This is a genomic window from Streptomyces sp. NPDC002580, from assembly GCF_042889485.1.
Classification (GTDB): domain Bacteria; phylum Actinomycetota; class Actinomycetes; order Streptomycetales; family Streptomycetaceae; genus Streptomyces.
Map to the genome: position 1 here is coordinate 108,285 of NZ_JBIAQZ010000009.1, position 12,804 is coordinate 121,088.

At 73.4% G+C, this 12,804-nt stretch carries 13 protein-coding genes and 1 pseudogene; 7 read left to right on the forward strand and 7 right to left on the reverse strand.

Features of this window, described 5'->3' with window-relative positions:
• Positions 1-111: 111 nt before the first annotated feature.
• Positions 112-375, reverse strand: a pseudogene (locus ACFYW7_RS26555) (hypothetical protein); the annotation flags it as partial.
• Between ACFYW7_RS26555 and ACFYW7_RS26560 the strand changes: the two are divergent.
• Together ACFYW7_RS26560 and ACFYW7_RS26565 are read left to right on the forward strand one after the other, a co-directional pair.
• Positions 285-509 carry a hypothetical protein gene (locus ACFYW7_RS26560; RefSeq protein WP_389506648.1) on the forward strand — a complete coding sequence of 75 codons (225 nt, stop codon included), beginning with the start codon at positions 285-287 and terminating at the stop codon, positions 507-509. The pseudogene ACFYW7_RS26555 and the gene ACFYW7_RS26560 overlap by 91 nt on opposite strands.
• Positions 510-519: 10 nt before the next feature.
• The gene (locus ACFYW7_RS26565) at positions 520-1,479 is read left to right on the forward strand and encodes a class I SAM-dependent methyltransferase (protein ID WP_389506650.1); all 960 of its coding nucleotides are present in this window, start codon (positions 520-522) and stop codon (positions 1,477-1,479) included.
• Here ACFYW7_RS26565 and ACFYW7_RS26570 read toward each other — a convergent pair.
• From ACFYW7_RS26570 to ACFYW7_RS26585, 4 genes are all read right to left on the reverse strand, one after another.
• Positions 1,457-2,182, reverse strand: a complete 726-nt coding sequence (locus ACFYW7_RS26570) for a GntR family transcriptional regulator (protein WP_389506652.1) — start codon at positions 2,180-2,182, stop codon at positions 1,457-1,459. The two genes, ACFYW7_RS26565 and ACFYW7_RS26570, sit on opposite strands and share 23 nt — an antisense overlap.
• A 336-nt stretch (positions 2,183-2,518) precedes the next feature.
• Positions 2,519-3,484, reverse strand: coding sequence for an acetylxylan esterase (locus tag ACFYW7_RS26575; protein ID WP_389506654.1), 966 nt, complete (start codon positions 3,482-3,484; stop codon positions 2,519-2,521).
• A gap of 420 nt (positions 3,485-3,904) precedes the next feature.
• Positions 3,905-4,672: a ferredoxin reductase gene (locus ACFYW7_RS26580; RefSeq protein ID WP_389506656.1), complete on the reverse strand. Its 768-nt coding sequence runs from the start codon at positions 4,670-4,672 to the stop codon at positions 3,905-3,907.
• A 163-nt stretch (positions 4,673-4,835) separates the two neighbouring features.
• Positions 4,836-5,441: a sulfite oxidase-like oxidoreductase gene (locus ACFYW7_RS26585; protein ID WP_389506658.1), complete on the reverse strand. Its 606-nt coding sequence runs from the start codon at positions 5,439-5,441 to the stop codon at positions 4,836-4,838.
• Between the two features lie 437 nt (positions 5,442-5,878).
• On the opposite strand from ACFYW7_RS26585, the gene ACFYW7_RS26590 reads away from it, so the two are divergent.
• Complete coding sequence (locus tag ACFYW7_RS26590; RefSeq protein ID WP_389506660.1) at positions 5,879-6,592, forward strand: GNAT family N-acetyltransferase; 714 nt, start codon at positions 5,879-5,881, stop codon at positions 6,590-6,592.
• Positions 6,593-6,664: 72 nt separating this feature from the next.
• Here ACFYW7_RS26590 and ACFYW7_RS26595 read toward each other — a convergent pair whose 3' ends face one another.
• Positions 6,665-7,177: a MarR family winged helix-turn-helix transcriptional regulator gene (locus ACFYW7_RS26595; RefSeq protein ID WP_389506662.1), complete on the reverse strand. Its 513-nt coding sequence runs from the start codon at positions 7,175-7,177 to the stop codon at positions 6,665-6,667.
• A 378-nt stretch (positions 7,178-7,555) separates the two neighbouring features.
• Here ACFYW7_RS26595 and ACFYW7_RS26600 point away from each other — a divergent pair, with 378 nt between their 5' ends.
• The 4 genes from ACFYW7_RS26600 to ACFYW7_RS26615 all read left to right on the forward strand — a co-directional run bounded on the left by ACFYW7_RS26600 (position 7,556) and on the right by ACFYW7_RS26615 (position 12,107).
• Positions 7,556-8,350: a putative protein N(5)-glutamine methyltransferase gene (locus ACFYW7_RS26600; protein WP_389506664.1), complete on the forward strand. Its 795-nt coding sequence runs from the start codon at positions 7,556-7,558 to the stop codon at positions 8,348-8,350.
• Positions 8,351-8,464: 114 nt separating this feature from the next.
• Complete coding sequence (locus tag ACFYW7_RS26605; protein ID WP_389506666.1) at positions 8,465-9,268, forward strand: alpha/beta fold hydrolase; 804 nt, start codon at positions 8,465-8,467, stop codon at positions 9,266-9,268.
• Between the two features lie 173 nt (positions 9,269-9,441).
• Positions 9,442-11,457 (forward strand): FAD-dependent oxidoreductase, encoded by a 2,016-nt coding sequence (locus ACFYW7_RS26610; RefSeq protein ID WP_389506668.1) that lies wholly within the window; start codon positions 9,442-9,444, stop codon positions 11,455-11,457.
• 92 nt (positions 11,458-11,549) lie between these two features.
• Positions 11,550-12,107, forward strand: coding sequence for a PadR family transcriptional regulator (locus ACFYW7_RS26615; RefSeq protein WP_389506670.1), 558 nt, complete (start codon positions 11,550-11,552; stop codon positions 12,105-12,107).
• Between the two features lie 46 nt (positions 12,108-12,153).
• Here ACFYW7_RS26615 and ACFYW7_RS26620 read toward each other — a convergent pair whose 3' ends face one another.
• Positions 12,154-12,732: a hypothetical protein gene (locus tag ACFYW7_RS26620; protein WP_389506672.1), complete on the reverse strand. Its 579-nt coding sequence runs from the start codon at positions 12,730-12,732 to the stop codon at positions 12,154-12,156.
• Positions 12,733-12,804: the final 72 nt, after the last annotated feature.

The following is a 12,804-nucleotide window of genomic DNA, read 5'->3' on the forward strand; positions in this document are numbered from 1 at the left end:
GCGGCGAACTCCACCCCGGCCACCCGTTCCACCGGGACGGGAGCCCCCGCGCCGCGCGACGTCCAGGTGGTCGGCGACGTCGTACCCGGCGTCGCCGAACGGCGACACGGAGCCCGGGTTGAGCCAGACGGTGTTCACGCCCGGCCGCGCCAGGTGGTCGAGGCGCTCGGCGATTCCGTCGAAGCCGCCGACGCCGTCGCCGTTCGAGTCGGCGAAGGACTGCGGGTGGATCTGGTAGAAGACGGCGTCGGCCAGGCGGGGGCGGGGCGGGGCGGAACGAGGTCGTGCCGGGACGACAGATCGGCGCGCCCCGCGCCCGCCGCACCTCGGACGGACCGGCGGACGCGGGGCGGCGTCGCGGAGCCGGACACGCACACCCCGGGAGCTTCGAGCAGGGCCCGGCCGCACTGTCGTCGATCACCACGGCGCTGCCGAGCCCGGTCCTCCGTCGCGCCGTCCTGCCCACCCGGTCCCGCTGCTTCACCACCCCTCTGTGCGGCTCGGTCTAAGCTCGGGGAGATGTTCACCCCGCAAGGTCCCACCCTCCGCGAACTGGCCGTGCAGGCGCTCTCGTCCATCGAGCGCGGCTACGACCTGCTCGCCCCCAAGTTCGATCACACGCCGTTCCGGACGCCGGACGCGATCCTCGAAGCGGTGGGGCGGGCGCTCGCGCCCATGGGACCGTTCACCGCCGGTCTCGACCTGTGCTGCGGCACCGGCGCGGGGATGGAGGTCCTGCGGGAGCTGTGCCGGGAGAGCGTCACGGGCGTGGACATCAGCACGGGCATGCTGACCGTCGGGCGCGAGCGGCTCGGCACCGGCGGCTCGCCGTCGCCGGCCGGCGCCCGGCTCCGTACGGCGCCGCTCCCGGCGGGGCTTCACCTGGACGGGGTCCGGGCGGTCGCCCCGGGGTCGGGAGACGGGGCACGGTCCGTGGGTCCGGTGGCGGACGGCACACCGCTGTCCGGCGGTGCCGGGCCGCGGGCCGGACGACCGCCGCTGTCGCCGGTGCGCGGCGCCGTCCCGCCCTCCGTCTCCTGGGTGCGAGGGGACGCCCGTGCCCTTCCCTTCGGGTCCGCGTTCGACCTGGTCGTGAGCTTCGGCGCCTTCGGGCACTTCCTGCCCCGCGAGCTGCCCGGCCTCTTCGCCGGGGTGCACGGCGTACTGCGCCCCGGCGGACGCTTCGCGTTCCCGGTCGCGGCCCCGCCGGGGCCCGGCTCACCCTGGTACTGGGCCCTGCTGGGCTTCGACACGGTGATGCGGGTGCGCAACGCCGTCCGGCGTCCGACCTTCGTCATGTACTACCGCGCGTTCCGGCTCGGCGACGTGCGGCGGGAGCTCGCGCGGGCCGGGTTCCGGACGGAACTTCACCCGCTGCCCGAGTTCGGCAGCCGACGGGACGGCAGTCCGCGGGCCCGGCTGGTCGTGGCCACGCGCGAGGCCGCCGCGCCCCAGGTCACTCGGCCGCCGGAAGGGTGAACTCGTAGACCAGGGCGTCCTGTTGGGCATCCACGGTCAGGTCGGTGATCTCCAGGGGCCGGTCGTACTGGTCGTGCACGCGCCGGGTGACCCGCACCGACTCCGGGAGCCGGCTGATCGCGTCCCGGTGATGCAGGGTCAGGCCCGCCTTGCGCATCCAGTCGTAGGCCCGGGACAGCTGCGCCGAGGCGTTGCCGTCCGCGCGGTCACGGTAGCGGGCGAGTTCCTCGACCTCGGTCACCGCGATCGCCGAGAAGGACGTCACGGCCGTGCGCAGTCCGCTGCCGTCGGCGGCGGCCGACTCGTAGCGGTGGACCAGGGTGGCCCGCAGCGGGGCGAGTCCCAGGGCTTCGGCGTGTTCCGGGGTGGGGGCCTCCCAGGTCACGGTGGTCCGTCGGCGAGCGCAGGGTTCGATGGTGTGCGCGCCGACGGGGAAGTCGAGGGACGGGACGTGCTCGGCGCCGGTGCCGGTCAGTGTCGCGTGGCTGCCGCGCCGGTCGGTGGACACCTGGCCGGCGCGCCGCAGCATCTGCAGCGCCTGCCGTACGGTCTCCCGGCTCACGCCGAACCGGGTGGCCAACTCGCGCTCGCCCGGCAGCCGTTCGCCGGGCGGGATGGTTCCGTCGCGCAGCTCGCCGAGCAGGAGCTCGGCGATGCGGGCGTAGAGGGGTTCGAGGTCGGACGAAGGGGTGGTGCGGGCCATGTCCGCGCCTCCTGTTCGGTGACAAGGCGTAGCCGTTCGGGCTCATTGCGCCACCAGATCTAGCATTGGTCTAAACCGAGGGGAAAGGGCGGACCGGTGCTTCGGCTGATTTCAGCCCGCGCCGCCGACCGGCGGTGAACGCCTCCGCGGCGGATGTCGGGGGGCGTGCGCGAGTGCCGTCCCCCTTGGGTCGTCTGCGATGCGCGGGTCCCCGTGGTTCACCGGGGACCCCGGTGAACCGCACCTCGGGTTCGGTGGGCCCGGGCGAAGCACCCGGCCCGTCCTGTCCGAAAGCCCTCGGACCGGGCCGCCGGGCCGACGCCCCGAACCTCCGTGTCAGAGGCGGGCGGGCAGCCAGCGGAGCTGGGCGGCCTGCTGGTAAGGGCCCCCGCCCTCATGGTCGTTGAAGTCGTACACCTCGATCTCCTTCTCCTCGCCTCCCCAGGCGTTGAACGCGGCGAAGACCGTCGACGGCGGGCAGGTCTCGTCCTCCAGCGCGGCCGAGAAGAGGGCGGGCGCCCGGCCGCGCGCGGCGAAGTGCACGCCGTCGAAGTAGGAGAGGGTGCGCAACACCTGCTCGGTGCGGCCGCGGTGGGTCTTGAGGTAGTTGCCGATCTCCCGGTAGGGGGTGCGGTCCGTGAGGACCGTGGCGCGCGGGAAGTCGCAGAGGAACGGCACGTCGGGAGCGATCGCCGCCAGGTCCGGCACCAGGCCCCCCACGGCTATGGTGATGCCGCCGCCCTGGCTGCCGCCGAGCGCCGCGACGCGCGCCGCGTCGACGAGTGGGTGCGACCGGGCCGCCTCCACGGCGCGTACCGCGTCCGTGAACAGACGCCGGTAGTAGTAGTTCTCGGGGTCCTCGATCCCTCGCGTCATGAAGCCGGGGAACGCGGGAGCGCTGCCCACCGGGTCCGGGGTCTCACCGCCGCCCCAGGCGCTCGCCTGGCCGCGGGTGTCCATCACGAAGTGCGCGAAGCCGGCCGAGGCCCACAGCAGATGGGTGTGCGCGAGCCCGCGCCCGCCGCCGTATCCGATGAACTCGACGACCGTGGGCAGCGGCGCGTCCGCCCGGGACGGCACGGTCAGCCAGCCCTTGACCGGATGCCCGCCGAACCCGGCGAACGTGACGTCGTGGACCGAGACGGTCTTCAACGGGGTCTCGAACGGCTCGAACCGGGCGGCGAGGTCGTGGTCACGGGCCTCCAGGAGCGTCTTGGCCCAGAAGGCGTCGAAGTCCTCGGGCTCGGTGGACGCGCTGCGGTAGGTGCGGAGTTCGTCGAGAGGGAGGTCGAACCGGGCCATCGAGGACCACCTTTCGGCATACGGGTGCGGCGATCACACCGTAACCGCGCCCTCGGCGGGCCACCACGCCCGGTCACGAGGAGCCGACGGGTCCGCCGCGCGGCTTCCGGACGCCGGCGCGTCCGCCGGGCGCGGCGGGCCGGTGCCGCACCGGACGCCGATCCAACCCACCTGTGGGCAGGCGGTGTCGGACGCCGGTCAACTCCCTTGTGCGCGGCCGGTGTCGGACGGCGGGAAGCCGCAGGGCGGTGCTTCCTCCACGGCTCCGGACGCCGAGGGCCGGGCCCTCGCTCTCGCCCGCCGCCCCGAACCGTGCGAACACCACGGGCGTGCCGGTGTCACGCGCGGCGCCGCACATACCGGTCGTCCGGGTGGCCGACCCCGAGCCGTCGGCACGGGCGGCTCGGCCGGACGGGCGGGTCAGCCGAACCGCTCGATCCGGATCCGGTCCACCGGCTGTCCCGCCTCCACCAGCAACCGCGAGGCGTGCTCGGCGAATCCGTTGGAACCGCAGACGTACGCCTCCCACCCGCCGGGCGGCCGCGCGGCCAGGAGCGGCGCCACCTGTGCGGCGGTCATCCGTCCGACCCGGGCACCCGCGGGGGCGCTCCGGGTGAAGACGGCCGTGGTCTCCTCGCCGTACTCCCGGGCGTAGATGAGCTCCTCGGGGCTCCGCGCGGAGACCAGCAGGCGCAGCGGCACCTCCAGGGCGCGGGCGCGGTGGTGGCGCAGCATCGACATCAGCGGTACGACACCGGAACCGGCGCCGACCAGCAGCACGGGCCGGTCCCCGGGCCAGGCGAAGAAGCCGCTGAGCGGACCGCGTACCTCGACGGAGTCGCCGGGCCGGGCCGTGGTGTGGAACCAGCCGGAGACCTCGCCGCCGTCGACGTGGTCCAGGGTCAGTTCGATGTGACCGGTGTCGTCGGGCGGGGACGCGATGGAGTAGTGGCGCTGTGCCACGTACCCGTCCTCGGCGGTGAGGCGCAGCATCAGATGCTGGCCGGGCAGATGTCCCTCCCACGCGGGCACGGCGAACCGGAAGGTCGCCGCGTGCGGGGTCTCCCGGCGGATGCCGGTGATGGTGGCCGACTGCCAGGTGGTGGCCGTGCTGGTGTTCACGGCGATGCGCCCGGGCACGGCGAACCGTGTCGGCGGTACGAACGTCCCGGTCGTCGTCGCTGTCACCGGTCGGCCTCCCTCGTCCGAGTGATCCCCGTCGGGCTCACCGGGGTCCTGTCGCTGTCCCTCACCGGCGTCCCGGCCACCGGCCTCACCGGGAGGGGTGACATCCGTCGCCGGGTCCGTCCCCGGCGTGCCCTCCGCGCCGACGTCCGTCGCCGGAAGCGTCTCAGTCACCTGAGTAGCGCTGTTCCTGCCAGGGGTTGCCCCGGGCGTGGTAGCCGTTCCGCTCCCAGAAGCCCGGCTCGTCGTGGTCGAGGATCCGGATGCCCGCGATCCACTTGGCGCTCTTCCAGAAGTACAGATGCGGCACGACCAGTCGCGCCGGGCCCCCGTGCTCGGCGGGCAGCGGCTCGCCGTCGTAGTCCCACACGATCCAGGCCCGGCCGCCGGTGAGGTCGGCCAGCGGGAGGTTCGCGGTGTACCCGGTGTGCGCGTACGCGACGGCGTGGGTGGCGGCCGGGTCCGGACGAACGGCGTCGAGGAACGCGTCCAGCGACACACCGCCGAACCGCACCCCGAACTTCGACCAGCTCGTCACGCAGTGGATGTCCCCCTCGTACACCGAGGCGGGCAGCGCGTGCGCCTGTTCCCAGTCCCAGGTGCGCGGCTCGGCCACCAGCCCGTCGATCCGCAGGCTCCAGTCGGCGGGAGCCAGATCCGGGGTGACCTCGGCGGACAGGACGGGCCAGTCGTCGCCGGCGTCGTACTGGCCGGGCGGCAGACCGGGATCGTGGGCGCGTGCGCGCCCGGTGAAGCCTCGCGTGACGTTCATGCGGGTGGTGCCTCCAGGACCGCCGGGGGACGGCTGCCCACGGATCGAGCGTGATGGGCGCGTGCGCGGGGCGGTTCCCGGTCGCGCGCCGGTCGCTCAACCATTCAACCGTACGCGCTCCCGGTCGGTGCTCCGAGCCGGACCGGAGCGCTGACATTGCGGCGGTGTGAACTCTCCGGGGCCCGGGGAATAGCCGCGCCGGGATCCTCCTTGGTGCTGAAGGCGAGTTTGGTGGCCCGTACATGCACAGCCGGTGAGCCGGGCCGCGAGGGCCGGTGGCGAGAGCGAAGTGGAGTGAGGGAGCAGATGCCCGAGGCGCACGTCTTCACACGGATCGGGGTCCGGGAGACCGTGGCCCCGCTAGAGCGGGACCGCACGGGTTCCGGGTCCGGCGAGGCTCTCCCGACGCTTCGAGCGGCCGCGATCGGGGTGACCGCGTGAGCTCCCATCCCCTCGACAACCCGGCCCTCGGCTCGCTCACCGGGCCGCACGCCCACTTCGCCGAACGCCGGGGCCGCGTCCTGCGCTACCCGGCGGACGTGTCGCCCTGGCTGGCGCTGCCCGACGAACCCGACGCCGATGACTGGGCGGATCTGGCGGTCCTGGTGGGACCGGGCGGCGAGGCGCCGCTGGCCGGCTACGTGGGGCGGACGCCGGACGGCTGGGAGGTGACGTTCAGCATCGACGGCGTCCAGCTCGTGGACGACGGGCTGGCCGCGGCACCGGATGCCGAGGCGGTGCGGCTCGGCCCCGCCGACGTGCCGGAGATGCTCGACCTGGTGGAGCGGACCCGGCCCGGCCCCTTCCTCCGGCGCACCGTCGAACTCGGCACCTATCTCGGCATCCGCCGCGACGGCGTCCTCGTCGCCATGGCGGGGGAGCGGCTGCACCCGCCGGGCTGGACGGAGATCAGCGCGGTCTGCACCGACCCCGCCCACCGGGGCGAGGGCCTGGCCTCACGGCTGATCCTGGCCGTCGCGCACGGCATCCGCGAACGCGGTGAGACCCCGTTCCTGCACACCGCCGCGGGCAACTCCACCGCCATCCGCCTCTACGAGTCACTGGGCTTCCGGCTGCGCCGCACCACCCGCTTCCTGGGCGCGCGGGTACCCGAGCACCTCGGCGACGGCCGGACCGTCGGGGTGGGATGAGCAACCGCCACTGAGCCCCCGCCGGGCCGCCGGGCCGCGCGTCGCGTTCACCGGCGGCCCGGCCCCGGCGCCTCAGTCCCTCGACGCCCGGCCGCCCGGCATCTCCACGGCGGTGACCGGGTCCGGGTCCGTGGCGTTGTAACGCAGGAGGTACGAGGCGAAGCGGGCGAGGTCCTCCGCGGACCAGCCGGTGAGCCGCTCCCGGAACGCCGTCCGACGGCTGCGGGTCACCTGGGCGAGGATCTCCCTGCCCGCCTCCGTCAGATGCAGCACCTGGACCCGGTGGTCCTCCGGGTCCGTCCGCCGCTCGATCCACCCGGACCGCTCCAGCGCCGACACCTGCCGGCTCACCGTGGACTTGTCCAGCGAGTAGTGCGCGGCGAGGTCCGTGGCCCGACAGCCGTCGGCCTCCTCCAGATGACCGAGCAGGGTGTACGAGACGAGGGACAGCTCCGGATGCAGGCGCCCCGCCGAGGCGCGGGCCCGCCGGGCGAACACGGTCATCTCGCGCTGGATGGTCTCCACGGCCGCTTCGGCCGTCGCACCGTCCGCCGTCCCGGCCCCGCCCGACTCCTCGGATGTCATCGGGACCTCCCTTCACCACCTTGGTTGCATAATACAACTCGGTGGTCCGAGAGGGGTGAGAGGGCCGTGGACGGACGCCGACAGCAGGGGGATCCGACGCTCACCGGCCCCCCGTGGACGTGACGCGCACAGGCCGCGTGCCCGCCCGCCGCGTGCCGGACCCCCCCCGCGAAGGAGGCCGAAAAGGGAGCGCTCGGTGACTGATCGTTCCTGTAGGGTGGCCGTCCCGGCCGCGGACCGTCGCGACCGATGAGAGCCGAGGAGGTGAGACCCATTACCGCTGTGTCAGGTCGGGTGCTCTCCTCCCCGAGCAGTACGGTCACCGTCACCGGGTGACTGCGGGAGCGCCCTTCGGATCGTCGAAAGGCTCTCGGCTCCATGCCTCCTCTCACTCCTGATGCCCTCGATTCCGCACGCCCTCTGGTCGCCGCGCTCCGCTCCGCCGGTTGCGTCTTCGCCGAGGACGAGGCGGAGTTGATCCTCTCCACCGCCCGCACCCCGGACGAGGCCGCCCTGATGGTGGACCGGCGTGCCGCGGGACTGCCCCTCGAACACGTCCTCGGCTGGGCGGAGTTCCACGGGCTGCGCATCAGTCTCGACGCCGGTGTGTTCGTGCCGCGGCGCCGTACGGAGTTCCTCGTCGAGCAGGCCGTCGCGCTCGCGCGCGGCGCGTCCCTCGTGGTGGACCTGTGCTGCGGCTCGGGCGCGGTCGGCGCCGCGCTCGCCACGTCCCTCGACGGCCCCGAACTGCACGCCGCCGACATCGACCCGGCGGCGGTGCGCTGCGCCCGCCGCAACCTCGCGCCGTTCGCGGGGCAGGTCCACGAGGGGGACCTCTTCGCGGCACTGCCCGCCACGCTGCGGGGCCGTGTCGACGTCCTGGCCGCCAACGTGCCGTACGTCCCGACCGGCGAGGTCGGCCTGCTGCCGTCGGAGGCCCGCGACCACGAACCGCTGGTCGCCCTCGACGGCGGCGCGGACGGACTCGACCTCGCCCGCCGGGTCGCCGCCGAGGCGCCGCGCTGGCTGGCCCGCGGCGGCTGCCTCCTCGTCGAGACGAGCGAGCGGCAGGCCCCCGCGGCCGTCGAGGCCTTCGCCGCCGCCGGACTGATCGCCCGACTGGCCGTCTCGGAGGAGCGCTGCGCCGACGTGGTGATCGGTGTGAAGCCCTGACCCGGAGGGCCGGACGCGCGGGGCGACATGCCGCGTTCGGCCCCTGATCAGCCGTTCTCCCCGCTTCGCGGGCCACACTCTGGCTGACCGCAGGCGCCAGAGGAAGGCCCGGACATGAGCAGCGCCCCCGAGCAGTTCGACGCGTGGGACATCAAGGAGTCGGGGCCCGCCGACGCGGACACCCGGGTCTTGCTGCTGCCCGGCGCGATGTGCGGAACCGTGTTCTACGAGGACCTGATGGCCGCGCCGTCGCTCGCCTCCGCGCCGGTGCGGCTGGTGGCCGCGACCCTCCCCGGGCACGCGGGCACCACACCGCCGCGCGATCTCTCCATGGAGAACTACGCGGCGCTCGCGGGCGCCCTGGCCGCGGAGCGGGGCTGTGGCGTCGTGGTCGGGCACAGCCTCGGCGCCAACGTCGCCCTGGAGATGGCGGCCGGCGGGCACTTCGCCGGACCCGTCGTGCTGCTCTCCCCGACGTTCTCGGCGTCCGACGAGGACAGGGCGCTCGCGATCGCCAACAGTCTCGGGAGGGTGCCCGGCATCGGGGCGCTGACCTGGATCGGCATGATGAAGGCGACACCGCGGGTCGTGGGGCAGATGCTGCCCCCGGCCCGCCGCGAGGAACTGAGCGCCGACCTGGCCAAGAACGATCCGGAGTTCTGCCGCCTGATGATCCGGCGCTACTTCGACCACCTGGACCGGTACGGGAGCCTGGTCGCCCGGCTCCGTGACTCGGGGGTGCCCGCCTGGGTCGTGCGCGGTGACCGTGACGAGGTCGGCCTGACGGACGAGGAGCGGGCCGGGCTGGAGGCCAGCCCCGACGTGACGATGGTCCCGGTTCCCGACGCCGGCCACATGGTGATGGTCGAACAGCCCGAGGCGGTCGCCGCCCTCGTGGCCCGGGTGGCCCTCGGCTGAGTCGCGCCACCGGCTCCAGGCCGGGTGCTCCACCGGCCGGCGGCGGCACGCCCCGGTTCCGTACCGCCGTACGCCGGTGGCCGGCCGAGTGATCCTCCTCATTGTGCAACTAGTTGCACAATGCGCGGCCCGTCGTCTACAACAGTCGTACGACATCGCGCACGGAGGGCCAGATGAGCCGTTACCCGCACCTGCTGAACCCGCTCGACCTGGGCTTCACCACCCTGCCCAACCGCGTGCTCATGGGCTCCATGCACGTGGGCCTGGAGGAGGCCGAGCGCGGCTTCGAGCGCATGGCGGAGTTCTACGCCGCCCGCGCGCGAGGCGGCGTCGGTCTGATCGTCACCGGCGGCATCGCGCCCAACGACGCGGGACGGCCCTACGAGGGCGGCGCCAAGCTGACCACCGAGGCCGAGGCCGAGCAGCACGCCGAGATCACCGCCGCGGTGCACCGCGAGGGCGGGAAGATCGCGATGCAGATCCTGCACTTCGGCCGCTACGCCTACCACCAGGACCTGGTCGCCCCCAGCGCCCTGCAGGCCCCGATCAGCCCCTTCGTGCCGAACGAGCTCAGCGACGCCGAGATCGAGCGGACCATCGACGACTACGCGCGAGCCGCCCGGCTCGCCCGGCGGGCCGGCTACGACGGCGTCGAGATCATGGGCTCCGAGGGCTACCTCATCAACGAGTTCATCGCCCTGCAGACCAACCGGCGCGAGGACCGCTGGGGCGGCTCGTACGAGAACCGGACGCGCTTCCCCCTCGAGATCGTCCGCCGGGTGCGCGAGGCCGTCGGTGACGACTTCATCATCATCTACCGCCTGTCGATGCTCGACCTAGTGCCCGGAGGCTCCTCGCTGGAGGAGGTCGTCACGCTCGCCCGGGCCGTCGAGGCCGCCGGGGCGACGATCATCAACACCGGCATCGGCTGGCACGAGGCCCGCATCCCCACCATCGCGACCTCGGTGCCGCGCGGCGCGTACGCCTGGGTGACCAAGAAGGTCATGGGGTCCGTCTCCATCCCGCTGGTGACCACCAACCGCATCAACACCCCCGAGATCGCCGAGCAGTTGCTCGCGGACGGCCACGCCGACATGGTCTCGCTGGCCCGGCCGATGCTCGCCGACCCCGACTTCGTCGCCAAGGCCGAGGCCGGCCGCCCGGAGGCCATCAACACCTGCATCGGCTGCAACCAGGCCTGCCTCGACCACACCTTCAGCGGCAAGATCACCTCCTGCCTGGTCAACCCGCGGGCCTGCCACGAGACGGAACTCGTCCTCGCGCCGACCCGGCTGCGCAAGACCGTCGCCGTCGTGGGCGCCGGGCCCGCCGGACTCGCCTGCGCCGTCAGCGCCGCCGAACGCGGCCACGACGTCACGCTGTTCGACGCCGCGGCCGACATCGGCGGCCAACTGAACGTGGCCCGCAAGGTGCCCGGCAAGCAGGAGTTCGACGAGACGATCCGCTACTTCCGCACCCAGCTCGAACTGCACGGCGTGGACGTCCGGTTGAACACCCGGGCCACCGTGGACACCCTGGAGGCGTACGACGAGGTCGTCGTCGCCACCGGCGTCAGCCCGCGCACCCCGCAGATCCCGGGCGTGGACCACCCGAGCGTCGTCGGCTACCTCGACGTGCTGCGTGACGGTGCCCCCGTCGGCGACCGCGTCGCCGTCCTCGGCGCCGGCGGCATCGGCTTCGACGTCGCCGAGTTCCTCACCGACAGCGGCGACAAGGCGAGCGAGGACCCGGCGACGTACTTCCGCGGCTGGGGCGTCGACATGGACTACCGGACGCCGGGCGGCCTCGCGGCCCCCGAACGGCCCACCCCGCCGCGCACCGTCCACCTCCTCCAGCGCAAGGCGTCCAAGGTCGGGGCCGGACTCGGCAAGACCACCGGCTGGATCCACCGCACCGAGCTCAAGCACCGGGGCGTCACCATGGTCCCGGGCGTCCAGTACGACCGGATCGACGACGCCGGGCTGCACGTCACCGTCGACGGCCACAGCCAGGTCCTGGAGGTCGACACGATCGTGCTGTGCACCGGACAGGAGCCGCGCCGCGACCTGTACGACGCGCTGCGCGCCACGGGCCGCGGTGTCCACCTCATCGGCGGCGCCGACGTGGCCGCCGAGCTGGACGCGAAGCGGGCCATCAAACAGGGCACCGAACTGGCGGCGGCACTCTAGAGGGCCAAAACACACGAACCACGGAGAGGACCGTCCGGTGCCCGGCACGTCCGGGCACCGGACGGTACCTCCGGTCTCCCTAGGATGACCCCATGTCACTCCCGCACGCGATCCTCGTCGCCCTGCTCGAGAAGCCCTCGTCGGGCCTCGAACTGACCCGGCGGTTCGACAAGTCGATCGGCTACTTCTGGTCGGCGACGCATCAGCAGATCTATCGCGAACTGGGAAAACTGGAGGGCGAGGGGTACATCCGGGCGCTGGCCCCGCAGCAGCCCGCCCGGGGTCAGAAGAAGAGCTACGAAGTCCTGCCGGCGGGCCGTGCCGAACTCGCCCGCTGGACCGCCGTCTCCACGGACCCGAAGCCGCTGCGCGACACGATGCTGTTGCGCCTGCGCGCCGCCGCCGTCGTCGGCACCGAGGGCATCGAGGCGGACCTGCGACGCCATCTCGACCTGCACCGGAGCCAGTTGGCGGAGTACGAGGCCATCCAGGAACGGGACTTCCCGCCGGGAAAGGACACCCCCGAGGACCGGCTGCGGCACCTCGTCCTGCGGGCCGGCATCGACCTCGAGACCTTCTGGACCCAGTGGCTGACCCACGCCCTGACGGAGTTCGAGGCGCTGCCGGGGCGGGACCGGGACGGTTCCTGACGGCGCCGGGGGCGCGCCTGACCGCCCCGGCGTGACGGACCGCGGATCAGAGCCGGTGGGGCTTGGAACGGCGGCGCAGGAACCAGGCCGCGGCCACGGTGCCGGTCACGACCAGGGCCGCGCCACCGACGACCGTGGCCGTGCCGTAGTCCTTCACGGCGCCGCCGAGCCCGCCCATGACACCGCGTGAGGGCGAGGACGAGGGCGAGGGCGAGACCGTGGCGGCCGGCGTGGCGGTCTGGGTGGCCGTCGCCGAGATCGTGGGGGCCGAGACGATGATCGACTGAGTGCCCGCCGTCGAGCCGTCCTGGCAGACCACGATCACCGTGTAGGTGCCGGCGCCCACGCCCGTCCAGGACGCCGACTGGCTGCCGCTCGTCCCGGTGAGCGACATCTGGCGCCCCTGGGCGAAGTTCGCCTGCCCGCTGGAGAGCAGCGAGGCGTCACCGAAGCTGCTGCCGTTGCTGGGGCAGGCACTGGTGGTGACCGAGACCGTGGTGCCACTGGTGCTCACGGAGATCCCCGAACCCCAGGCGACGGCCGCCGGGGTGGCCAGGGTGAGCGGAAGCGCAGCGGCGGCGGCCACGGTCAGGCCGGAGCGGAGAAGTGACTGAGTGGTACGCATAGGTACTTCCCTCCAGCGGCACGGTTGGCGGTACATCCCATGCGCCGCCGAGGATCGGAAAGGCCCGTACTG

What these genes read in the sequence shown, in the direction of transcription:
- ACFYW7_RS26610 (WP_389506668.1), top strand. Translation starts at nt 9,442, where the DNA reads ATGAGCCGTTACCCGCACCTGCTGAACCCGCTCGACCTGGGCTTCACC.
- ACFYW7_RS26615 (WP_389506670.1), top strand. Translation starts at nt 11,550, where the DNA reads ATGTCACTCCCGCACGCGATCCTCGTCGCCCTGCTCGAGAAGCCCTCG.
- ACFYW7_RS26570 (WP_389506652.1), bottom strand. Translation starts at nt 2,182, where the DNA reads ATGGCCCGCACCACCCCTTCGTCCGACCTCGAACCCCTCTACGCCCGC.
- ACFYW7_RS26600 (WP_389506664.1), top strand. Translation starts at nt 7,556, where the DNA reads ATGCCTCCTCTCACTCCTGATGCCCTCGATTCCGCACGCCCTCTGGTC.
- ACFYW7_RS26605 (WP_389506666.1), top strand. Translation starts at nt 8,465, where the DNA reads ATGAGCAGCGCCCCCGAGCAGTTCGACGCGTGGGACATCAAGGAGTCG.
- ACFYW7_RS26620 (WP_389506672.1), bottom strand. Translation starts at nt 12,732, where the DNA reads ATGCGTACCACTCAGTCACTTCTCCGCTCCGGCCTGACCGTGGCCGCC.
- ACFYW7_RS26565 (WP_389506650.1), top strand. Translation starts at nt 520, where the DNA reads ATGTTCACCCCGCAAGGTCCCACCCTCCGCGAACTGGCCGTGCAGGCG.
- ACFYW7_RS26575 (WP_389506654.1), bottom strand. Translation starts at nt 3,484, where the DNA reads ATGGCCCGGTTCGACCTCCCTCTCGACGAACTCCGCACCTACCGCAGC.
- ACFYW7_RS26585 (WP_389506658.1), bottom strand. Translation starts at nt 5,441, where the DNA reads ATGAACGTCACGCGAGGCTTCACCGGGCGCGCACGCGCCCACGATCCC.
- ACFYW7_RS26595 (WP_389506662.1), bottom strand. Translation starts at nt 7,177, where the DNA reads ATGACATCCGAGGAGTCGGGCGGGGCCGGGACGGCGGACGGTGCGACG.